A 20,795-nucleotide genomic window follows, 5' to 3' on the forward strand; every position below is an offset into this window, starting at 1 on the left:
TGAGCGGAAGCCGACCGGAGGCGCCGCGGGCCCGGCACCGACGAGGGCGATGCCCAGCGTCGGTGGGAGCGCCGATCCAGCGCCGCGGGCAGGCGCCCGACGCGGTGCCGGCGAGGGCACGGCCTCAGCGCCGCGGCCAGACCACCGCCCCAACACCGAGACCAGACGCCCGACCCCGCACCAGCGAGGGCACCGCCCCCACACCCACGAAAGGCCCAACCCCACCCGCCCGCCAAGGCCGATTCCCCCCGGCGCACCCCGCACAGCGCCCCGTACGGCAGGTCAGTCCCCCGCCCCCGCTACCTCGCCCCGAGCGCCTCACGGAGCGCGAAGTACGCCGGTTTCGGGGCCAGCTGCTCGTCCCACGGCAGGGCCGCGCCCTCGCCCGGGAAGAACGCCGGGATCCACGAGTACTTGTCCGTGTAGTCCCAGAGGGTGATGCCGACGCAGCGGCGCACCACCAGGCAGGCCTCGGTCAGATCCCGGTACCACTCGGCCTGCTGGGCCAGCTTCTCCTCGGTCGCGGGCAGCTGCATCCGTATGTCGACCTCGGTGAGCGATGTGTCGAGGCCGAGCCGGGAGAAGCGACGGAGGTTGTCCTCCAGGGTCGTCGGATAGCCGTACTGGAGGGCCAGATGGGCCTGGAGGCCGATGCCGTGCAGCGGGACGCCCTCGGCCTTCAGTTCCTTGGCCAGCTTGTAGTACGCGTCGCTCTTCGGGCCGATCGCTTCGATGTTGTAGTCGTTGAGGTACAGCTTGACGCGCGGATCGGCCTGGTGCGCCCAGCGCAGCGCGTCGGCGATGTAACCGGGCCCGAGCGTCTTGTAGAAGACCGACTCGCGGTACGTACCGTCCTCGTTGAACGCTTCGTTGACGACGTCCCAGGCGAACACCTTGCCCCGGTAGTGCCGTACCTCGGCCTGGATGTGCTTCTTCAGCACGGCCCGCAGCTCCGGGGCCGTCCACTCCCGCTCCGTGAGCCACCCGGGCAGCTGGCTGTGCCAGACGAGGGTGTGGCCCCGAACCTTCTGCCGGTTGGCGCGGGCGAGGCTCACGATCTCGTCGCCCTTGGAGAAGTCGAACACGCCCTGCTGGGGCTCGGTCGCGTACCACTTCATGCCGTTGCCGGGGGTGATCTGGTCGAACTCGCTGCCCAGCAGTGCCTTGTACGGTTCGTCGACGAGCTCGGGGTTGTCGGTGGCGCTGCCGAAGTAGCGGCCGTGCCGCTGGGCGAGGTCGGCGAGCGTCCGTTCCTTGCCGTGCCGCTCGTCCGCCTGCGCCGTCGGCCCGGTGGCGATGCCGCCGAGCATCAGCGCGGCGGCGAGCGCCCCGGCGAGTCTGAGCCGTGTAGCGGTCTTGCGCATGGTGCGACTCCTCACGATTGACGTTGGGTGAGCCGTACGTCCGCGGTGCGCGTCAGCCCTTCGTGGCGCCCGCGGTGAGGCCGCCGACGAGCTGGCGCTCGGCGACCGAGTAGAAGACGAGGGCGGGGATCATGGCCAGCACCAGATAGGCGAAGACCTTGGCGTACTCCGCGGAGTACTGCCCCTGGAACTGCTGCACACCGATCGGCAGCGTCCACCACTGCGCGTCGGTGAAGACCAGCAGCGGCAGGAAGAAGTTGTTCCAGCTGGTGACGACGGCCAGCACCGAGACCGTGCCGAGCGCGGGCCGTGCCATGGGCAGCAGCACCCGCCAGAAGAAGCCGAGCGAGCTGCATCCGTCGAGCGTGGCCGCCTCTTCCAGCTCGCCGGGAATCTGCCGGAAGAAGCCCCGCAGGATGATGATGGTCATCGGCAGTCCGAAAGCCGCCTGCGGGAGGATCACGCCGAGGGGATTGTCCAGCAGGCCCAGGGAGCGCAGCAGCAGGAAGAGCGGCAGGGCCGCCACTGCGAACGGGAACATCAGCCCCATCGTGAACAGCGTGAACAGCACCTCCCGGCCCCGGAAGGCGAACCGCGCGAAGGAGAAGGCCGACAGCGCGGAGACCGCGACGACCAGGACGGTCGTGCCCACCGCGATCAGCGTGCTGTTGCCGATCAGCCGCCAGAAGTCCCCCGAGCCGAGGATCTGGGTGTAGTTGGAGGTCACCCACGACTCGGGCAGGCCGACCGGGTTGCGGGAGAGCTCGTCGGTGGACTTGAAGCCGGAGAGCACGGCGTAGAGCAGGGGGACGGCCATGACCGCGCCGACGAGGACCAGGACGAGGTGCAGAGGGAGGCTCCGGCGCCTGCGGGATGTCCGACTGTGCGTCATTTTCCGTCTCCCCGCATGGTCGTGGTGGCCCCTTCCAGGTCGCGCCGGAGCACGAACCGCTGGTAGGCGAGGGCGAAGACGAGACTGATGCCGAACATGACCACACTGATCGCGCTGGCGTAGCCGACCTGGTAGCGCTTGAACCCGTACTGGAACATGGTCACGGCCATGGTCTCGGAGTGGTGGTCCGGTCCGCCCGCGGTGGTCACCCACACCAGGTCGAAGAGCTGGATGGCTCCGATGACCGACAGGAAGACGCTGATGCGCAGGGTGGGCGCGAGCAGCGGCAGCGTCACGTTGCGGAAGCGCTGCCAGGGTCCGGCCCCGTCGATGAGCGCCGCCTCGGTCAGCTCCCTGGGGACCGCCTGGAGGCCGGCCAGGTACAGCATCATGTGGAAGCCGAAGTACTTCCAGGTCATGACGAGGAACAGGGTCGCCATGACGGTGGACGGATCGGCGAACCACTCCCCGCCCAGCCCGTCCAGTCCGACCTTGCCGAGGACCTGGTCGGCGAAACCGTCGTCCGGGGCGAAGATCATGCCGAAGAGGATTCCGGTGATGGCCTCGGACAGGACGTACGGAGCGAAGAACAGCATCCGGTAGACCGCCCGGCCGCGCATCCGCTGGTTGAGCAGGACGGCCATGGCGAGCGCGAACGGCAGCTGGACGACGAGCGACAGCACCACCAGGACCAGGCAGCGCCACAGGTCGCCCAGGAAGACCTCGTCCTGGAAGAGCCGGGTGAAGTTCTCGCCGCCGATGTAGTCGGAGGGCATGCCGAAGCCGCCCCAGCGGAAGAACGCGGCGTACAGGGCGAACAGCATCGGCAGCAGCACGAGCCCCATGAACAGCACCAGGGCGGGCAGTTGGAAGCCGGCCGCGGTCAGCCAGTTCAGCGTTCGTCGCCGGGCCCGGCTCCGGGCCCGGTCCGTGGCCGGGGGCGGCGGGCCGGCGTCGCGGCCGGCCCGTTTGTCCGGCAGGAACGTGGAGGTCATCGCCGGTTACTGCTCTTCCTTCGCGGTCTTCGTGATCGACTGGGCGACCTGCTCGGGCGACTTGGACCCGGCGATGAGCGCGGCGACGCTGTCGTTGACCTCCTGGCCGACGGCGGGCGCGTACGCCTGGTCGAGGTAGAGCTGGAAGCCGGTGGCCTTCTTCAACTGCTCCTGTACGGCCTTGATGTTGGGGTCGGCGATGGCGCTCTCCGCCGCCGGGACCACCGGCAGGACGCCGGTCTTCTTGACCAGTTCCAGGTCGGTGGCCTCGGACGCGAAGAACTTCAGGAAGTCGACGGCCTCCTGCGGGGCGCCCCGGCGCAGGGCGTGCCCGCCGCCTCCGCCGAACACCTCCGTGATGGTGCCCTTGCCGCCCTCGACCGCCGGGAACGGGAAGAACCCGACGTCCTTGCCCAGGCCCTTGCCCTGGTCGGCCTGCACCACGGGCGCCCACTGGCCCATGAGTTCCATGGCCGCCTTGCCGTTGCCGACGGTGGCGGCCTGGCCGGTGGGGGTGGAGTAGGCGGCGCCGAGGAAGCCCTTCTGGAACGGCTGGAGAGCGACGAGTTCCTCCAGGTGCTGTCCCGCCTCGACGAAGGGTGCGCCGGTGAAGTCCTTGTCGTCGTAGGCCTTCTGCAGCGCCTCGGCGCCGGCGGTGCGCATCGCCAGGTAGGCCCAGTAGTACATGCCGGGCCACTTCTCCTTGCCGGCCAGGGCGAGGGGGGTGATGCTCTCGGCCTTCAGCTTGCGCACGGCGTCGAGGAAGCCGCTCCAGGTGGTCGGGGGCTCGGAGATGCCGGCCCGGTCGAAGAGCGCCTTGTTGTACCAGAAGCCGATCATGCCGATGTCGAACGGGATGCCGTAGGCCCTGTCGTCGATCAGGTACGGCTCTCTGGCGACCGGCAGCAGGGCGTCGCCCCACGGCTTGGTGCGGTCCGTGAGGTCCTCGACGAGTCCGGCGTCGACCTGCTGCTTGAGTACGCCGCCGCCCCAGGTGTGGAAGATGTCGGGCAGCTTCCCGGAGGAGGTCAGCGCCGTCATCTTCGACTTGAAGGCCTCGTTCTCCAGCTGGACGATCTTTATCTTGACCTTGGGGTTCTGGGCCTCGAACTTCCGGGCGAGGGCGGCCCAGACGCCCTTGGCCGGTTCGGTGGTGGAGATGTTCCACCATTCGATCGTGGTCGTCCCCGACGACCCTCCGTCCGAGTCCCCGCCGCATGCGGTCAGTGCCGTCATCCCCAGACCGGCCGCGGCGGAGGCCGCCAGGAAGCCGCGGCGGGACAGTGCCGGGTCGCCCATCATGCGCTCCTTGGGTACGGGACGGCGCTCCCGCGTCCGTCCACTGGATCGAAAGTTTCGGAACAGATCCAGAAAGCTTCGTTGTTGCCGCACCCTAGAGACAGCCGCCAAACGGTGGCAACCCCTTGTGCGTGGTGAATCTGCCGCTGACGCACGGGACTTGAGGGGCGCTCGGCCGAGCCGTAGGTTTCCGCCGTCCTCCGGAAGGAGCGGTCAGATGGAGGCGGGGACGTACTCGAACCAGTCGAAGGCCGCGCTGCCCTCGGTGACGTACATGCCGATCACCCGGCCGGTGAAGCCTCCGGCGACCTCAGTGGACAGGTAACGGCCGTCGAGTTCGGCGAGCGGACCGCCGTCGCCGCCTTCGCCGAGCGAGAAGACGAGAGTGTCGGGGCCGCCGGCCCGGACGCCGGGTGCCTCCTGGCCAGCGGAGGTGACGGTGGGCGGCACGACGGGCTCCGTGCGGACCTCGACGGCCAGGGTGACCGGTCCCGGCGGCACGGGGCGCCGGGCGAGGCACTGCCGCACCGGACCGATCCGGGCGATCACGCTCGCCTCTCCCCCGGCGACCTCCAGGTCGTAGTGGTGGGCCTCGTCGACGCGCACCGAGAGTCCGGCGCGTGCCGTTCCGGGGTACAAGCGGGCCGCGACCCGGCAGTCCGGGTGCTGCTGGCGTCGCCCGACGAAGGTGTGCCCCGGCCTGTCGAGGCTGTCACCCGTCGCGGTCAGCGTGAGCCGGCCGGGCCGGTCGGTCAGCGACCAGGAGCGCTCCGGCCTGCGGTGCGGGGAGATCCAGTGCGGGGCGAGGCGCACGGCGTCGAAGTCGTCGCGCACCGGCTCGGGTTCGAAGGGATGCCAGGCCGCCGGGGCCGGGTGCCGTTCCAGCACGGGACCGACCCGCGGCCAGCCGCTCACCCACTCCACGGGAGTCAGGAACGTCTCCCGGCCCAGGACGTGGAACTGCGGGAAGTAGCCCCGGGGACGCGTGCCGAGCAGCAGCATCCACCAGGTCCCGTCGGCCGCTTCCACCAGGTCGGCGTGGCCGGTGCACTGGATCGGCAGGTCGGTGCCGCGGTGGGACAGGACGGGGTTGTGCGGCGCCGGCCGGAACGGCCCGCGCGGGGATCGGGCCCGCGCGATCGACACGCTGTGGCCGTGTGCGGTACCGCCTTCGGACAGCATCAGGTACCACCAGTCGCCGATCCGGTACAGATGCGGCGCCTCGGGATGCTGCATGCCCGTGCCCGACCACACCGGCAGCGGCCCTTCCAGCACCTCGCCCGTCGCCGGGTCGATGCGCGCCACCCGCACCCCGGAGACGGCACACCAGCAGGAGCCGTCCTCGTCCCAGGCGAGGTCGGGATCGATCCCGGGCAGGTCGATCCACACCGGATCGGACCAGGGCCCCTCGGGCCGTTCGCTGCTGACGAGGAAGTTGCCCCCGGCGCCGACATTGGTGGTGATCATGTAGAAGCGGCCGTCGTGGTGGCGCAGCGTGGGGGCGTAGATCCCGGCCGAGGCCGGCACGTCGTCCGGCAGCTCCAACTGCCCCGGCCGGTCCAGGACGTTGCCGATCTGCCGCCAGTGCACGAGGTCGCGGCTGTGGAAGAGGGGTACGCCGGGGACGTACTCGAAGCTGGAGCAGACGAGGTAGTGGTCCTCCCCGACCCGGCAGACGCTGGGGTCGGGGTGGAAGCCGCCGATCACGGGGTTGTCGAACGTCCGCATGCGCGTCAGTCCCTTCGAACAGAGCCGGGCGGGCGAAACTTTCGGATGACCTGGCGAACGTTACGAAGGTGCACTGTAGGTGTCACCGGCTCCGGCGACAAGAAGGCCGAGCCCGGCCGCCGAAGCGGGCGCGATCACGGAGGGTGCTCACCTCTCGGCCGACACACGACCGTTGCTCCGCACGCGGGGAGGCGCGACTCGGCGGTACCCAACGGGCTCTCAACTCTCGTTTTGCCGCAGCACGCCTCCCTTCCACGGCCCCGCGCTCAGTCTTGGCGGAAGCTTGACGCACTCAGCACCCTCATCCACAGGCCACCGCATTACGCTCCGCTTACGCTGATCCCGGCCGTCCGGTGATGGCCGGAATCACGCTGAACCGCACATCGGGAGCACGTCGATGGCCACCACTGAGCACGCGCCACCGAGCCGTACGGAGCCCGCTCCATCCAGTCGCCTGCGCGCCTGGATGCTGGAGGGCCTGTCCGACATGGGCAAGGGCGGCGGCCACACCGGGCCCCACGCCGAACCGGAACCCCCGCACCAGGGCCAGTCCTGGTGGCGCGTGATGTGCCTGACCGGCGTCGACTACTTCTCCACTCTCGGCTACCAGCCGGGCATCGCTGCTCTCGCCGCCGGACTGCTGTCACCGATCGCGACCATCGTGCTGGTGATCGTCACCCTGGCGGGCGCCCTGCCGGTCTACCGCCGGGTGGCCGAGGAGAGCCCGCACGGCGAGGGCTCGATCGCGATGCTGGAGCGGCTGCTCTCCTTCTGGCAGGGCAAGCTGTTCGTGCTGACCCTGCTGGGCTTCGCCGCCACCGACTTCCTGATCACCATCACCCTGTCGGCCGCCGACGCCTCCACCCACCTCGTGGAGAACCCGCATCTGACCGGCGTCCTGCACGACAAGCAGATGCTGATCACGCTCGTCCTCGTGGCGCTGCTCGGCGCGGTGTTCCTCAAGGGCTTCCTGGAGGCGATCGGCGTCGCGGTCGCCCTGGTGGGCGCCTACCTCGCGCTCAACGTGGTCGTGGTGGTCGTCGGCCTCTACCACGTGGCCACCGCGGGCCACGTGGTCACCGACTGGGCCGGCGCCCTCACCACCCAGCACGGCAACGTCTTCGTCATGATCGGCGTGGCCCTGCTCGTCTTCCCGAAGCTGGCACTCGGCCTCTCCGGATTCGAGACCGGCGTGGCCGTGATGCCGCACGTCAAGGGCGACCCGGAGGACACGGAGGAACGGCCGGCCGGCCGCATCCGCGACACGAAGAAGCTGCTCACCACGGCCGCCCTCATCATGAGTGGCTTCCTGATCACCACCAGCTTCATCACCACCCTCCTCATCCCCGAGAAGGAGTTCGAGGCGGGCGGCCAGGCCAACGGGCGCGCGCTGGCCTATCTGGCGCACGATTACCTGGGCAACACCTTCGGCACCGTCTACGACGTCTCGACGATCGCCATCCTGTGGTTCGCCGGTGCCTCCGCGATGGCCGGCCTGCTCAATCTGATGCCGCGCTACCTCCCCCGCTACGGCATGGCCCCGCACTGGGCCAGGGCCGTCCGCCCCATGGTCATCGTCTTCACTCTGATCGCCTTCCTGGTCACCTGGATCTTCGACGCCGACGTCAACGCGCAGGGCGGCGCCTATGCCACCGGTGTGCTGGTCCTGATCAGCTCCGCCGCGATCGCGGTGACCATCGCCTCCCGCAAGGCCCGGCAGGGGAACTGGACCATCGCCTTCGCGGTCATCTCTGCGGTGTTCCTCTACACCACCGTCGCGAACGTCTTCGAGCGCCCGGACGGCGTGAAGATCGGCGCCTGCTTCATCGCCGGCATCATCCTGGTCTCCCTGCTGTCGCGACTGGCCCGGTCGTTCGAGCTCCGCGTGACCAGCGTGACGCTGGACCCCATGGCGGAACGCTTCATCCGGGACATGGCCAGCCGCCGGACGCGGTTCATCGCCAACGAGCCCGACCGGCGCGACATCGCCGAGTACCGCGACAAGATCGAGCAGATCCGGCAGGACAACGACGTACCCGGACAGGAGGACTTCGTCTTCGTCGAGGTGACGGTCACCGACCCGTCCGAGTTCGAGGCGGGCCTGACCGTGCGCGGCGAGGTGCTCCACGGCCGCTACCGCGTCCTGACCCTGGAGTCCTCTTCCGTCCCCAACGCCCTGGCCGCACTCCTCCTGTACGTCCGCGACATGACCGGCAGTACCCCGCACATCTACTTCGAGTGGACGGAAGGGGGCCCCTTCGCCAACCTGCTGCGCTTCTTCCTGTTCGGCCAGGGCGAGGTCGCCCCGGTGACCCGCGAGGTCCTGCGCGAGGCGGAACCGGACCGGCAGCGGAGGCCGAGGGTGCACGTGGGCTGAGTCAGGCCGTCGGTCTCCGCCGGCCGAAGCCCCTCCGGGGCGGACGCACCACGATCTGCCCGTAGTTGATCTCGCCGGTGATCCGTACGCGCAGCACGACCGGGGCGTCGGCCGCTCCACGCGCCTTGATCTGGGAGTAGTTCGTCACCAGCCCGCCGGTGTCCACCACGACCCCCGGCCGGGTCAGCAGCTTCAGGGCGCCGGCCCGCATGTCCAAGTCGATGTGCAGCGTGTCCCGCGTGATCACCGCGTCGGTGAAGTCGAGCGTCACCTCGCCCCACGCCGACCGGATCTCCAGCCGCCGCGGCACCACCCAGCCGTCACCACGCCGGGTAGAGGACCCCTCCTGCTCGATCCGGACGAGGTCCTCGGCCTCGACACCGGTCCCGCCCACCACCTCGGGCAGATCCGCGGTCAGCGCGGCGAGCTCACCCACCGTACGGGCGGACAGCGCGTCCTCCAGCCGCTCGCCGAGCTCCTCCAAGGTCAGCCGGCCGTCGCCCGCGGCGACGCGCAGCACGTCCACGATCCGGTCCCGGTCCGCGTGCGAGACCCTCGTCTCGGGCGATCCACCGGTACGCGAGAGGTCCCCCGCCATCACATCTCCCCGATCTCCCGGGCACGGCACCGGGCCCGCCCACTCGACGACTGACGCTATATCGCGTTATACCCAACGGCCAACCCCGCATCCGCAGTTCCCCTCCCACGCCCCTATCGTGACCGGCATGCAGTCCTACACGATCGGCCAGGCAGCACGACTGCTCGGCGTGAGCCCGGACACCGCCCGGCGCTGGGCGGACGCGGGCCGCATCACCACCCACCGCGACGAGGCCGGGCGGCGGCTCGTCGACGGACGGGACCTGGCCGCCTTCTCCGTCGAACTCGCCAGGTCCGGTGCCGCCGAGGAAGACGCCCCGTACACCTCGGCCCGCAACGCCTTCGCCGGCATCGTCACCGCGATCAAGCTCGGTGACGTCGCCGCCCAAGTGGAGATCCAGGCCGGCCCGCACCGCCTGGTCTCCCTGCTCACCCGCGAGGCCGTCGAGGAACTGGGCCTGGAGGTCGGCATGGAGGCGACGGCCCGCGTGAAGTCGACGAACGTCCACATCGACCGGGTCTGAGTCCGTAGGAACGCACATACCCACCCGTGAGTCCGTTTCCTGTCGCCCATGCGATGCCACAGCTGATTATCGCCTCGCAGATGCGTCAGTATGATCGGCGTATCGGAGGAGTCCTGCGGACTCTTCCACCCGCACGCAGAGGGAGTGGCCCCGAGATGACCCGTTCCGCGCACCGGACAAGCCGGATCCTCCAGGTCACCGGTGCGTCCGCAGCCGCGCTGCTGACTCTGAGCGCCTGCTCCGCGTCCGACCCGGACGCGGACGCGGGCTCCTCCTCGGCGAAACCCTCCGGGACGGTCACCGTCTTCGCCGCCGCCTCCCTCGAGGAGAGCTTCAAGACCCTGGGCAAGACGTTCGAGAAGGAGCACCCGGGCACGAAGGTCATCTTCAACTTCGGCGGCAGCGACACCCTCGCCGCCAGCATCACCAGCGGCGCCCCGGCCGACGTCTTCGCCGCCGCCAGTACCAAGACCATGGCGACCGTGACGGGCCGGCAGGACGCGGCGGGCACGCCGGCCACCTTGGTCCGCAACCAGCTGGAGATCGCCACGCTGCCGGGCAACCCCGACCGGATCTCCTCCCTGAAGGACCTCGCCAGGCCCGGCCTGAAGGTCGTCCTGTGCGACAAGACGGTGCCGTGCGGTGCCGCCGCCCAGAAGGCGCTGGACACCGGCGGCCTGAAGCTCACCCCCGTCTCGTACGAACAGGACGTCAAGAGCGCACTGACGAAGGTCGAGCTGAAGGAGGCCGACGCCGCCGTCGTCTACAAGACCGACGTGCGGGCTGCGGGTGACAAGGTGCAGGGCGTGGACTTCCCCGAGTCGGCCGAGGCCGTCAACGACTATCCGATCGCCCTGCTCAAGAACGCCCCCAACCCCGATACGGCGAAGGCGTTCGTCGCGCTGGTGCGGTCCGCCGAGGGCCAGAAGGTGCTCTCCGAGGCCGGGTTCCTCAAGCCGTGACGGGCACCGACACCGTGGCGAGCCGGCCCCGCCGCGACCGCGCCGTCCGGCGGAGCCGCGTGGTGCCGGTGCCCCTGCTGGTGCCCGCCCTGGTCGGTCTGGCGTTCCTGCTGCTGCCCCTGGTCGCCCTGCTCGTACGGGCGCCCTGGCACAGCCTCCCCGAGCAGCTGACGAGCGCCGAAGTGTGGGAGGCACTCCGGCTGTCGCTCCTGTGTGCCACGGCGGCGACGGGCCTGAGCCTGGTCGTCGGCGTGCCCCTGGCCTGGCTGCTGGCCCGTACGCGGTTCCCCGGCCGGGGCTTCGTACGGGCCCTGGTGACGCTGCCGTTGGTGCTGCCGCCGGTGGTGGGCGGTGTGGCCCTGCTGCTCGCCTTCGGGCGCAACGGCGTCATCGGGCAGTGGCTCGACTCCTGGTTCGGGATCACCCTGCCCTTCACCACGACGGGTGTCGTCCTCGCCGAGACGTTCGTGGCGATGCCGTTCCTCGTCATCAGCGTGGAGGGCACCCTGCGGGCCGCCGACCCGCGTTACGAGGAGGCGGCCACCACCCTGGGCGCCTCCCGCTTCACCGCGTTCCGTCGGGTCACCCTGCCGCTGATCGCGCCGGGCATCGCGGCCGGTGCCGTACTGGCCTGGGCCCGGGCCCTGGGCGAGTTCGGCGCGACGATCACCTTCGCGGGCAACTTCCCGGGCCGCACCCAGACCATGCCACTGGCGGTCTACCTGGCCCTCCAGAACGACCCGGCGGCGGCGATCGCCCTCAGCCTGGTTCTGCTGGCGGTGTCCATCGCGGTACTGGCGGCCCTGCGCGACCGCTGGATGACGGCGTCGTGATGTCCGGGACCGACCGCCGGAAGAGGGGCTACCGGCACCGCCCGGATCCGGATGACGGCCCTCGGAACCCCCTGACCCCCTGGACGCGATCCTCATGACCGAGACGACCGAACGCGACGGCGCGACACCCGGCCTCCTCCCCGAGGGCCTCGGCGCCCACCTCGTCGTCGACCGCGGCTCCTTCCGCCTCGATGTCACGCTCACCGCCGCCCCCGGCGACGTCGTCGCGCTGCTCGGCCCGAACGGCGCCGGCAAGACCACCGCCCTGCGTGCCCTCGCGGGCCTCGCCCCGCTCACCTCGGGTCATCTGATGCTGGACGGTACGCGGTTGGACCGTACGCCGCCCGAGTCCCGCCCGGTCGGCGTCGTCTTCCAGGACTACCTGCTCTTCCCGCATCTGACGGCCCTGGACAACGTCGCCTTCGGCCCGCGCTGCCGGGGCGCGAGCAAGGCCGAGGCCCGTGCCCAGGCCGCCGAGTGGCTGGACCGTATGGGCCTGGCCGACCAGGCCGGCGCCAAGCCCCGCCGTCTCTCCGGCGGCCAGGCCCAGCGCGTGGCCGTGGCCCGGGCCCTGGCCACCCGGCCCCGGCTGCTGCTCCTGGACGAACCCCTCGCCGCACTCGACGCCCGCACCCGTCTGGAGGTGCGCGCCCAGCTCCGGCGCCACCTAGCCGAGTTCGAGGCCGTGGCCGTACTCGTCACGCACGACCCGCTGGACGCCATGGTGCTGGCCGACCGTCTCGTCGTCGTCGAGCACGGCCACGTCGTCCAGGAGGGCACGCCCTCCCACATCGCCCGCCACCCCCGCACGGACTACATCGCCCGGCTCGTCGGCCTCAACCTCTACCGGGGACGGGCCGAGGGCCACACCGTCCGGCTCGACGCGGGCCCGGCCATCACGACCACGGAAGAGCTCTCCGGCCCGGCCTTCGTCGCCTTCCCGCCCGGCGCCGTGACGCTGTACCGCGAGCCCCCCACCGGCTCCAGCGCCCGCAACCTGTGGCGCTGCGAGGTCGCCGGACTGGAGACGCACGGCGACCAGATCCGCGCGGACCTCACGGGCGAACTGCCCCTGACCGCCGACCTCACCACGGTCGCCGCCGCCGAACTCGACCTGCATCCCGGCGCCCCGGTCTGGGCGGCGGTCAAGGCGACGCAAACACACGCATACCCGGCATAGGGAACAGATCGGGCTACCGTGCCCCCATGAGCCTGAGCATCCGCAACCAGTTCCCCGGCACCGTCACCGCCGTCACATCGGGCGAGGCCATGGCGACGGTCAGCGTCCGCCTCACCGGCGGCCAGGCCCTCACCGCGGCGATCACCCGCGAGGCGGCGGACGACCTCGGTCTCGCGCCGGGCACCGCCGTGCGCGCCCTGGTGAAGTCGACGGAGGTCTCGCTGGCCACCGTCCCCGTCGAGGGCCTGTCCATCCGCAACCGGCTCCCCGGCACGGTCACGGACATCACGACCGGCGACGCGATGGCGTCCGTCCGGGTCACCGTCGAGGGCGGCGAACTGACCGCCGCGATCACCAGGGACGCCGCGGACGACCTCGCCCTGTCGGCCGGAACCCCCGTTGTCGCCCTGATCAAGTCGACCGAGGTGTCCCTCGCCGCCGAATGACGGGAGGGGCCCCGCACCGCGGAGCCCCTCCCTTACGACCGGTCGGGCCGATCAGTCCTCGTACGCGTCCAGCGGCGGGCAGGAGCAGACCAGGTTACGGTCGCCGAAGGCCTGGTCGATGCGGCGCACCGGCGGCCAGTACTTGTCTGCGGGCGAGACCCCGGCCGGGAAGACGGCCTCCTCACGGCTGTAGGCGTGCTCCCACTCCCCGGCGAGCGTCCCGGCGGTGTGCGGGGCGCCCCGGAGCGGGTTGTCGTCCGCGGGCCACTCGCCGGAGCCGACCTTCTCGATCTCCGCACGGATGGCGATCATCGCCTCGCAGAACCGGTCCAGCTCGGCCAGGTCCTCCGACTCGGTCGGCTCGATCATCAGCGTCCCGGCCACCGGGAAGGACATCGTCGGCGCGTGGAAGCCGTAGTCGATCAGCCGCTTGGCGACGTCGTCGACGCTCACCCCGGTCGCCTTGGTCAGCGGCCGCAGGTCGATGATGCACTCGTGCGCCACGAGCCCGCCGGGGCCGGTGTAGAGCACCGGGTAGTGCGGCTCCAGCCGCCTGGCGATGTAGTTGGCGCTGAGCACCGCGACCTGCGTGGCCCGCTTCAGCCCCTCGCCGCCCATGAGCCGGACGTACGCCCAGGAGATCGGCAGGATGCCGGCGGAACCCCACGGGGCCGCGGAGATGGGACCGACCCCCGTCTCCGGGCCCGCCTCGGGCTGGAGCGGGTGGTTCGGCAGGTACGGCGCGAGGTGTTCACGCACCGCGACCGGACCGACGCCGGGACCGCCGCCGCCGTGCGGGATGCAGAAGGTCTTGTGCAGGTTCAGGTGCGAGACGTCACCGCCGAAGTGTCCCGGCTTGGCGAGTCCCACGAGGGCGTTGAGGTTGGCCCCGTCGACGTAGACCTGCCCGCCCGCCTCGTGCACCTGGGCGCAGATGTCGGCGACATGCTCCTCGAACACGCCGTGCGTGGACGGGTACGTGATCATCAGCACCGCCAGCTCGTCGCGGTACTGCTCGATCTTCGCCCGCAGGTCCTCGACGTCGATCTCGCCGTCCTCGGCGGTCTTCACGACGACGACCTTCATGCCCGCCATCACCGCGCTCGCCGCATTGGTGCCGTGCGCGGACGACGGGATCAGGCACACGGTGCGCTGCTCGTCCCCGTTGGCCCGGTGGTATCCGCGTACGGCGAGCAGACCGGCCAGCTCGCCCTGCGACCCGGCGTTCGGCTGGAGGGACACCTTGTCGTACCCGGTGACCTCGGCGAGACGGTCCTCCAGCTCGCGGATGAGCGTCCGGTAGCCCCCCGCCTGCTCGGCGGGCGCGAAGGGGTGCAGCTGCCCGAACTCGGGCCAGGTGACCGGCTCCATCTCCGTGGTCGCGTTGAGCTTCATGGTGCAGGAGCCCAGCGGGATCATGCCCCGGTCGAGCGCGTAGTCGCGGTCGGCCAGCCGGCGCAGGTAGCGCAGCATGGCGGTCTCGGAGCGGTGCTGGTGGAAGACGGGGTGCGTCAGGTACTCGTCGGTCCGCAGCAGCGCGTCCGGAAGCCCGTCCTCGGTGGCCGCGTCCAGCGCCTCGATGACGCCTTCGAGACCGAAGGCGGCCCACACGGCTCGCAGCTGGGCCCGCGTGGTGGTCTCGTCGCAGGCGATCGAGACGTGGTCGGCGTCGACGAGACGGAGATTGACCCCGTTCTCCTGCGCGGCGGCCACGACGTCGGCGGCCCGGCCCTCGACGCGCACGGTGAGCGTGTCGAAGTAGGAACCGTGCACGACCTCGACACCGCCGCTCGCGAGCCCGGCGGCGAGGACGGTGGCGTACCGGTGGGTGCGCCGCGCGATGCCCTTCAGGCCCTCCGGCCCGTGGTAGACGGCGTACATGCCGGCCATGACGGCGAGCAGCACCTGCGCGGTGCAGATGTTGCTGGTGGCCTTCTCGCGGCGGATGTGCTGCTCACGCGTCTGGAGCGCCAGCCGGTAGGCCCTGTTACCGTCCGCGTCGACGGACACGCCGACGAGCCGCCCGGGCAGGCTGCGCGCCATCTTCTCCTGGACCGCCATGTAACCGGCGTGCGGACCGCCGAAGCCCATCGGCACACCGAAGCGCTGCGTCGTCCCGACGGCGATGTCCGCGCCGAGCTCACCGGGCGACTTCAGCAGCGTCAGCGCGAGCAGATCGGCCGCGACGGTGACGAGCGCCCCGAGCTCGTGCGCCTGGTCGATGACCGGCTTGATGTCCCGTACGGCTCCGGAGGCGCCCGGGTACTGGATCAGCACGCCGTTGATCTCGCGCTCGGCGATCTCGGCGGGAATGCCCTCGCTGAGATCGGCGACGACGACCTCGACGCCGGTCGGCTCGGCCCGGGTCTGGATCACGGCGATGGTCTGCGGCAACGCGTCCGCGTCGACCAGGAACAGGCCCTTCTTGTTCTTGCCGAGGCGCCGCGACAGCGCAAGGGCCTCGGCGGCCGCGGTGCCCTCGTCGAGCAGGGAGGCACCGGAGGTCGGCAGTCCGGTGAGGTCGGCGACCATGGTCTGGAAGTTGAGCAGCGCCTCGAGCCGCCCCTGCGAGATCTCCGGCTGGTACGGCGTGTAGGCCGTGTACCAGGCCGGGTTCTCCATGACGTTGCGCATGATCACCGGCGGCGTGAACGTGCCGTGGTACCCGAGTCCGATCATGGAGCCGAGGACCTGGTTGCGGTCGGCGAGGGAGCGCAGTTCGGCGATCACCTCGGCCTCGCTGCGGGCGCCCGGCAGGTCCAGCGCCTCGGCGCTCTTGATCACGGCCGGGACCGCGGCGGCCGTGAGCTCGTCCAGCGAGCCGTAGCCGACCTGCGCCAGCATCTTGGCGCGGGCCTCGTGGTCGGGGCCGATGTGGCGCTGCTCGAAGGGAACTGCCTCTTCGAGCTCGGAGAGCGGAATGCGATGGGCGGTCATTTGCGGAGGCCTCCTGGTCTGACACGACCTTCGAGGGGCACCACGGGACGGGTACCCGAACGGCCTCCCCCTCTGTCATCTCAACCTGAGAGCTTCACCGGATCGCCCGAAGGCCTCCGGCTTTCACCGTCGGTGAGAGCGGAAGCCGTCGACACCCGCCCTGCTTTCCAGAGTGACCTCGTCCGTGCGGTACGTGAGCCTGAGAGATTCCGGGGAGGATTTGCTCCTTCGGCGCCTCCGATGGTGTCTGGAGGACTCTCCCGCACGGGGTCAGCAGCCGCTGTCAGCGTACCAGCGAGGTCAACGCACGAACCTTCGAGTGGCCGCCTCACCGATTGTGCCGTTTTGTTGTGCTTACGGATGAGTTGCGACCATGTGGAGGGCCCGTGCGAACCGATATCGATCCGCGCAACCTGATCGGCCGCAAGGCGTTCGACCGCAACGGAACCAGGATCGGCACGATCGACGAGATCTACCTCGACGACGCCACCGGCGAGCCGGAGTGGGCTGCCATACGGACCGGCCTGTTCAGCAGGGACGCTTTCGTCCCGCTCGAGCCCAGTGAACTGATCGACGGCGCCCTCCACGTGCCTTTCGACCGTGCCCTGATCAAGGACGCCCCCGACTTCGGCGTGGGCCGCCACCTCTCCCCGGAACAGGAACTCCAGCTCTACCACCACTACGGCCTCGACGTCGCCGCATCTCCCCCGCTCGCGGACCACGACTTCGGCAAGCTGGCAGGCACGGACGAGACGGCCTGAAGCCCCGGCAAGCCGTCCAGCCCTCTAAGGGACAGCGGACCGCAGTCCCACAGCTCCGGACCCACCCTCCGGCCCGCGGCTCTCCTCCGGTCTCGGTAACACCAGCGGCAGCGGATCCGCCGGCTCCAGATCCGGATCGTCGACCCGGAAGGTCCGCACCCGCCCGGGCTCCGAGCCGGGCGTCTCGAACCGCACGGTGACCCGCCCCAGACCGCTGCCCTGCACCCACCCGTGCCCGAACACGGCGTGCCGTACGTCGTGCCCGGCGGGCCACCGCCGCTCGGCGAGCGCCGGCTGCTCCTCGACCGGCGCCACGGCAGGCTCCTCGACCGGCCCCTGCGCCTCCGCCCGCTCCCCCGCCGCCTGCGCGAAGAGATCCTCCTGCGTGTAGTCGGCGAGCCCGCTGACGCCCACCCCGAGCAGCCGCACACCGCCCGTCGTGTCGACCGAGTCCAGCAACCTGGCCGCCGCCTCGCGGATCACCCCGGGATCGTCCGTCGGCCCGCGCAGCGTCTCGGACCGGGTGAGCGTCGAGAAGTCGTACCGCCGCACCTTCAGCACGATCGTCCGCCCGGACAGCCCGGCCCCGCGCAGCCGCCGCACGCACCGGTCGGCGAGTCGCTGCACCTCGAGCCCGACCCGCACCCGGTCGTGGATGTCCACGTCGTAGGTGTCCTCGACCGACACCGACTTCGTCTCCCGCTCCGCCACGACAGGCCGGTCGTCCCGCGCCAGCGCCATGGCGTAGAGCCCGTGTCCGTGCGCCTTCCCCAGCAGCCGGACCAACTCGTCCTCCCCCGCCTCGACGATCTCCTCGACCGTGGTGATCCCGGCCCGCCGCAGATGGTCGCCCGTCGCCGGCCCGACCCCCGGCAGAATCCGCACCGACATCGGCCCGAGCATCGCCCGCTCGGTCCCCGGCGCGATCACCACCAGCCCGTCCGGCTTGGCCTGCTCCGACGCGATCTTCGCGAGCATCTTGGAGGCGGCGAGCCCCACCGACCCCGTGAGCCCGGTGACGGCCCGTATGTCCGCGCGCAACTGCGCCCCGACCAGCCGCGCCGACTGCTCGTCCCAGGCCGCTCCCCCGGCCTCCAGGTCCACGAAGGCCTCGTCCAGACTCAGCGGCTCCACCAGGGGCGACAACGCCCGCAGCAGCTCCATCACCCGCTCGCTGATCGTCCGGTAGAGCTCGAAGCGCGGCACGAGATACGCGGCGTTGGGCGCGAGCCGCCGCGCCTGCCCCATCGGCATCGCCGAATGCACCCCGAAGACCCGGGCCTCGTACGACGCCGTGGCCACGACGCCCCGCGGCCCGAGCCCGCCCACGACGACGGCCTTCCCGCGCAGACTCGGCTTGGACACCTGCTCCACCGAGGCGAAGAAGGCGTCCATGTCGAGATGCAGGATCGTGGGCGCGGTTCTCACAACTCCGATGCTGCCCTACGCCACTGACAACGCCCCGGACAACCGCCCTGACGCCCTGGGAGAAACCGCTTGCATCCCGACGCGGAAACGTCGCGCCTGTAGCGGCCGCGGGGGCACCGCACTGCCGGACGGCTCAAACGGCCCGGTTCCGCCGCCGCGCCAGCTCGTCCGCCGGGTTGGGCCCGACCAGGGTCTCGCCGGTGTCGATCCGCTCCCCGTGCAGCTGGGACAACGCGCTCTCGACATCCCGCCACACCACGCCCACGGCAATCCCGAAGACACCCTGGCCCCCCTGGAGCAGGGCGTGGACCTCATCCGGCGAGGTGCACTCGTAGACCGTCGCTCCGTCGCTCATCAGCGTCATCCGCTCCAGGTCGCGGAAACCGCGTTCTCTCAGGTGCTGGACGGCCGTGCGGATGTTCTGGAGCGACACCCCGGTGTCGAGGAACCGCTTGACGATCTTCAGGACGACGACGTCCCGGAAGCTGTACAGCCGCTGCGTCCCCGACCCGTAGGCGGGCCGCACACTCGGCTCGACGAGGCCCGTGCGGGCCCAGTAGTCCAGCTGCCGGTAGGTGATACCGGCGGCCGCGCAGGCCGTGGGGCCGCGATAGCCGATCTGCTCGGACGCCATGGACGTCGTCCCTCCGCTGCTCGGCACGGCCGTCGGTCGCTGCGGAGCGTGATCAGCCACCCCGCCGGGCTGGGGGCACCCCCCGCTCGGGCGGAGCCGTGAGCCCGGGGGAGGGTACGGACCGCTCGCCCTGAGACTGCGCTCGGGGCCACCCCCAGCCGTACCGTCGCCGCTGCTTCTCACGCCGACCTCCGTCCTTGACCTGCCTTCTCGACGGTAGGCAGTCACCCGGGGTGCGTCAACGATCGCCACACTCGCCACGCCGAGTGATAATCACCCTAGGAGTGGTTTCCCGTGCCCCACCGCGGGGAAAGGCTAGCCGAATGCCTCCGAAACAGGCCGTGTGACGCTCTCACTCGCCTCCGGCACAGCGGGCAATTCCCCCGTCACACATGCGGCGGGCGACCCTGCCGCGGACCACATCGTCCGCCGGGCCGCCCACACGTCTCACTGACCGCTGATACTCCGCGCCATCCGGCTCTTACCGGAATCCGGAGCTCACTGACTGCTGCTACCGAAGTCCTCCGGGGAGATCTGGTCGAGGAACTCGCGGAACTTCTCCACTTCGTCCTCCTGCTCGTCCGGGATCGCGATACCGGCGTCGTCGAGCACCGTGTCACTGCCGTAGATCGGCGTACCGGTGCGCAGGGCCAGCGCTATGGCGTCGGACGGGCGGGCGCTCACCTCGACGCCGCTGGCGAAGACCAGCTCCGCGTAGAAGACGCCCTCCCGCAGGTCCGTGATGCGCACTTCCGTGAGCTCCTGGCCGACGGCTTCCAGCACGTCCTTGAACAGGTCGTGGGTCAGCGGCCGCGCAGGAGCCATGCCCTGCTGGGCGAAGGCGATCGCCGTCGCCTCCCCCGGTCCGATCCAGATGGGGAGGTAACGGTCGCCTCCCACTTCACGCAGCAGCACGATCGGTTGGTTGGAGGGCATTTCCACCCGGACACCTACGACATCGAGCTCGTTCACACAGCAACCCTAGGCCGTGCTCGGGATGTTTGGGTAGTCGGGCCGGGAACAGGCGCCTGTTCCGGCCCTCCGCGACCGGCCGTCTCAGGGCAGCCGCACCCCGAGCGCCGTCTGCACCAGCGCGGCGTGCAGCTTCACCGTGAGCCCCGCCAGCTCCTTGGTGCGGTCCTCCGCATGAGCCCTGGTCTGCGGGTTCCGGTGCCGCTTCAGCGGGGCCACCACCTGGTCCACGAGCCCGGCCTCGCGGTCTGCGGCGGCCTTCATCACCCGCAAGTGCCGCGGCTCGATCCCGAACCGCCCCAGCTCGGCGATGAGCGAGGCCACCGTGGCCGCCTCCGCGTCGTACACGCCGTCCTCCAGTGGGGTGACGAGCCCGTACGACTCCCACTCCCCGAGCTCCTCCTCACCGACACCGGCGGCGGCGAGCAGCTCCTCGCGCCCGATCCTGGCCGCCGTGGGCGCCTCGGGGAACTCGGGCGCGGTGTCGCCGTCGCGCTGACGCCCCAGCGCCGGCAGCTGGACGGCCTCACCGCGCTCCATTGCCTCCAGGTGCTCGCGGATCACCTTCAGGGGCAGATAGTGGTCCCGCTGCATCCTCAGGACATGACCGAGACGCTCGACGTCGTGAGCGCTGAACTTGCGATACCCCGACGGGGTCCGCTGCGGCTCGATGAGCCCCTCCGCCTCCAGGAAACGGATCTTGGAGATGGTGACTTCGGGAAACTCGTCGCGCAGCACGTTCAGCACCGTGCCGATGCTCATCAGCCTGTCCGTGGCGGCGGCGCCGTGCCCGGCACCGCCGCTCGGTGTTTGAAGCATGGACCTTCCCTGACGGACGGACCCTCGCGGGGTTCCCCGGACGGAAT

The 20,795-nt window shown here is 70.6% G+C and carries 18 protein-coding genes and 1 riboswitch; of the genes, 7 read left to right on the plus strand and 11 right to left on the minus strand.

The window, feature by feature from the left end:
• Positions 1 to 299: 299 nt before the first annotated feature.
• The 5 genes from ACZ6TU_RS27595 to ACZ6TU_RS27615 form a co-directional block, all read right to left on the minus strand.
• The gene (locus ACZ6TU_RS27595; protein WP_467676634.1) at positions 300 to 1,364 is read right to left on the minus strand and encodes an endo-1,4-beta-xylanase; all 1,065 of its coding nucleotides are present in this window, start codon (positions 1,362 to 1,364) and stop codon (positions 300 to 302) included.
• A 52-nt stretch (positions 1,365 to 1,416) separates the two neighbouring features.
• A complete protein-coding gene (locus tag ACZ6TU_RS27600; protein WP_469551797.1) occupies positions 1,417 to 2,256 on the minus strand; it encodes a carbohydrate ABC transporter permease in 840 nt (279 codons plus the stop codon).
• Positions 2,253 to 3,251: a carbohydrate ABC transporter permease gene (locus ACZ6TU_RS27605; protein ID WP_467676638.1), complete on the minus strand. Its 999-nt coding sequence runs from the start codon at positions 3,249 to 3,251 to the stop codon at positions 2,253 to 2,255. Before ACZ6TU_RS27605 ends, ACZ6TU_RS27600 begins: the two co-directional genes overlap by 4 nt.
• A 6-nt stretch (positions 3,252 to 3,257) precedes the next feature.
• The gene (locus ACZ6TU_RS27610; RefSeq protein WP_467676640.1) at positions 3,258 to 4,550 is read right to left on the minus strand and encodes an extracellular solute-binding protein; all 1,293 of its coding nucleotides are present in this window, start codon (positions 4,548 to 4,550) and stop codon (positions 3,258 to 3,260) included.
• Between the two features lie 213 nt (positions 4,551 to 4,763).
• Positions 4,764 to 6,278 carry a glycoside hydrolase family 43 protein gene (locus ACZ6TU_RS27615; protein WP_469551799.1) on the minus strand — a complete coding sequence of 505 codons (1,515 nt, stop codon included), beginning with the start codon at positions 6,276 to 6,278 and terminating at the stop codon, positions 4,764 to 4,766.
• Positions 6,279 to 6,675: 397 nt separating this feature from the next.
• Here ACZ6TU_RS27615 and ACZ6TU_RS27620 point away from each other — a divergent pair, with 397 nt between their 5' ends.
• Positions 6,676 to 8,655, plus strand: coding sequence for an APC family permease (locus ACZ6TU_RS27620; protein WP_469551802.1), 1,980 nt, complete (start codon positions 6,676 to 6,678; stop codon positions 8,653 to 8,655).
• A gap of 1 nt (position 8,656) precedes the next feature.
• On the opposite strand, the gene ACZ6TU_RS27625 is transcribed toward ACZ6TU_RS27620, so the two are convergent.
• Positions 8,657 to 9,253, minus strand: a complete 597-nt coding sequence (locus tag ACZ6TU_RS27625; RefSeq protein ID WP_469551804.1) for a DUF1707 SHOCT-like domain-containing protein — start codon at positions 9,251 to 9,253, stop codon at positions 8,657 to 8,659.
• A gap of 127 nt (positions 9,254 to 9,380) precedes the next feature.
• Here ACZ6TU_RS27625 and ACZ6TU_RS27630 point away from each other — a divergent pair, with 127 nt between their 5' ends.
• The 5 genes from ACZ6TU_RS27630 to ACZ6TU_RS27650 all read left to right on the plus strand — a co-directional run bounded on the left by ACZ6TU_RS27630 (position 9,381) and on the right by ACZ6TU_RS27650 (position 13,197).
• Positions 9,381 to 9,776 carry a TOBE domain-containing protein gene (locus ACZ6TU_RS27630; protein ID WP_467676648.1) on the plus strand — a complete coding sequence of 132 codons (396 nt, stop codon included), beginning with the start codon at positions 9,381 to 9,383 and terminating at the stop codon, positions 9,774 to 9,776.
• Positions 9,777 to 9,931: 155 nt separating this feature from the next.
• Complete coding sequence (modA, locus tag ACZ6TU_RS27635; protein ID WP_469551807.1) at positions 9,932 to 10,738, plus strand: molybdate ABC transporter substrate-binding protein; 807 nt, start codon at positions 9,932 to 9,934, stop codon at positions 10,736 to 10,738.
• Positions 10,735 to 11,571 carry an ABC transporter permease gene (locus tag ACZ6TU_RS27640; RefSeq protein ID WP_467676652.1) on the plus strand — a complete coding sequence of 279 codons (837 nt, stop codon included), beginning with the start codon at positions 10,735 to 10,737 and terminating at the stop codon, positions 11,569 to 11,571. Before modA ends, ACZ6TU_RS27640 begins: the two co-directional genes overlap by 4 nt.
• 94 nt (positions 11,572 to 11,665) lie before the next feature.
• On the plus strand, positions 11,666 to 12,751 hold the full coding sequence (locus ACZ6TU_RS27645) for an ABC transporter ATP-binding protein (RefSeq protein ID WP_469551810.1): 1,086 nt from the start codon (positions 11,666 to 11,668) through the stop codon (positions 12,749 to 12,751).
• A gap of 26 nt (positions 12,752 to 12,777) precedes the next feature.
• Complete coding sequence (locus ACZ6TU_RS27650) at positions 12,778 to 13,197, plus strand: TOBE domain-containing protein (RefSeq protein ID WP_469551812.1); 420 nt, start codon at positions 12,778 to 12,780, stop codon at positions 13,195 to 13,197.
• A 51-nt stretch (positions 13,198 to 13,248) separates the two neighbouring features.
• Here ACZ6TU_RS27650 and gcvP read toward each other — a convergent pair whose 3' ends face one another.
• Complete coding sequence (gene gcvP, locus ACZ6TU_RS27655) at positions 13,249 to 16,134, minus strand: aminomethyl-transferring glycine dehydrogenase (RefSeq protein ID WP_467676658.1); 2,886 nt, start codon at positions 16,132 to 16,134, stop codon at positions 13,249 to 13,251.
• Positions 16,135 to 16,311: 177 nt separating this feature from the next.
• A riboswitch (glycine riboswitch) is annotated at positions 16,312 to 16,407 on the minus strand.
• Between the two features lie 113 nt (positions 16,408 to 16,520).
• On the opposite strand from gcvP, the gene ACZ6TU_RS27660 reads away from it, so the two are divergent.
• Positions 16,521 to 16,895 carry a PRC-barrel domain-containing protein gene (locus tag ACZ6TU_RS27660; RefSeq protein ID WP_467676660.1) on the plus strand — a complete coding sequence of 125 codons (375 nt, stop codon included), beginning with the start codon at positions 16,521 to 16,523 and terminating at the stop codon, positions 16,893 to 16,895.
• 24 nt (positions 16,896 to 16,919) lie between these two features.
• Here ACZ6TU_RS27660 and ACZ6TU_RS27665 read toward each other — a convergent pair whose 3' ends face one another.
• The 4 genes from ACZ6TU_RS27665 to ftsR form a co-directional block, all read right to left on the minus strand.
• Positions 16,920 to 18,323, minus strand: coding sequence for a DNA polymerase IV (locus ACZ6TU_RS27665; RefSeq protein ID WP_469551815.1), 1,404 nt, complete (start codon positions 18,321 to 18,323; stop codon positions 16,920 to 16,922).
• Positions 18,324 to 18,456: 133 nt separating this feature from the next.
• Positions 18,457 to 19,140 carry a MerR family transcriptional regulator gene (locus tag ACZ6TU_RS27670; RefSeq protein ID WP_467676664.1) on the minus strand — a complete coding sequence of 228 codons (684 nt, stop codon included), beginning with the start codon at positions 19,138 to 19,140 and terminating at the stop codon, positions 18,457 to 18,459.
• A 315-nt stretch (positions 19,141 to 19,455) separates the two neighbouring features.
• Positions 19,456 to 19,929, minus strand: coding sequence for a bifunctional nuclease family protein (locus tag ACZ6TU_RS27675; RefSeq protein WP_003988851.1), 474 nt, complete (start codon positions 19,927 to 19,929; stop codon positions 19,456 to 19,458).
• An 84-nt stretch (positions 19,930 to 20,013) separates the two neighbouring features.
• A complete protein-coding gene (gene ftsR / locus ACZ6TU_RS27680; protein ID WP_467676666.1) occupies positions 20,014 to 20,748 on the minus strand; it encodes a transcriptional regulator FtsR in 735 nt (244 codons plus the stop codon).
• Positions 20,749 to 20,795: the final 47 nt, after the last annotated feature.

The organism is Streptomyces sp. NPDC052064 (assembly GCF_055585925.1).

What these genes read in the sequence shown, in the direction of transcription:
- ACZ6TU_RS27610 (WP_467676640.1), bottom strand. Translation starts at nt 4,550, where the DNA reads ATGGGCGACCCGGCACTGTCCCGCCGCGGCTTCCTGGCGGCCTCCGCC.
- ACZ6TU_RS27615 (WP_469551799.1), bottom strand. Translation starts at nt 6,278, where the DNA reads ATGCGGACGTTCGACAACCCCGTGATCGGCGGCTTCCACCCCGACCCC.
- ACZ6TU_RS27645 (WP_469551810.1), top strand. Translation starts at nt 11,666, where the DNA reads ATGACCGAGACGACCGAACGCGACGGCGCGACACCCGGCCTCCTCCCC.
- ACZ6TU_RS27620 (WP_469551802.1), top strand. Translation starts at nt 6,676, where the DNA reads ATGGCCACCACTGAGCACGCGCCACCGAGCCGTACGGAGCCCGCTCCA.
- ACZ6TU_RS27605 (WP_467676638.1), bottom strand. Translation starts at nt 3,251, where the DNA reads ATGACCTCCACGTTCCTGCCGGACAAACGGGCCGGCCGCGACGCCGGC.
- ACZ6TU_RS27600 (WP_469551797.1), bottom strand. Translation starts at nt 2,256, where the DNA reads ATGACGCACAGTCGGACATCCCGCAGGCGCCGGAGCCTCCCTCTGCAC.
- ftsR (WP_467676666.1), bottom strand. Translation starts at nt 20,748, where the DNA reads ATGCTTCAAACACCGAGCGGCGGTGCCGGGCACGGCGCCGCCGCCACG.
- gcvP (WP_467676658.1), bottom strand. Translation starts at nt 16,134, where the DNA reads ATGACCGCCCATCGCATTCCGCTCTCCGAGCTCGAAGAGGCAGTTCCC.
- ACZ6TU_RS27630 (WP_467676648.1), top strand. Translation starts at nt 9,381, where the DNA reads ATGCAGTCCTACACGATCGGCCAGGCAGCACGACTGCTCGGCGTGAGC.
- ACZ6TU_RS27650 (WP_469551812.1), top strand. Translation starts at nt 12,778, where the DNA reads ATGAGCCTGAGCATCCGCAACCAGTTCCCCGGCACCGTCACCGCCGTC.
- ACZ6TU_RS27625 (WP_469551804.1), bottom strand. Translation starts at nt 9,253, where the DNA reads ATGGCGGGGGACCTCTCGCGTACCGGTGGATCGCCCGAGACGAGGGTC.
- ACZ6TU_RS27595 (WP_467676634.1), bottom strand. Translation starts at nt 1,364, where the DNA reads ATGCGCAAGACCGCTACACGGCTCAGACTCGCCGGGGCGCTCGCCGCC.
- modA (WP_469551807.1), top strand. Translation starts at nt 9,932, where the DNA reads ATGACCCGTTCCGCGCACCGGACAAGCCGGATCCTCCAGGTCACCGGT.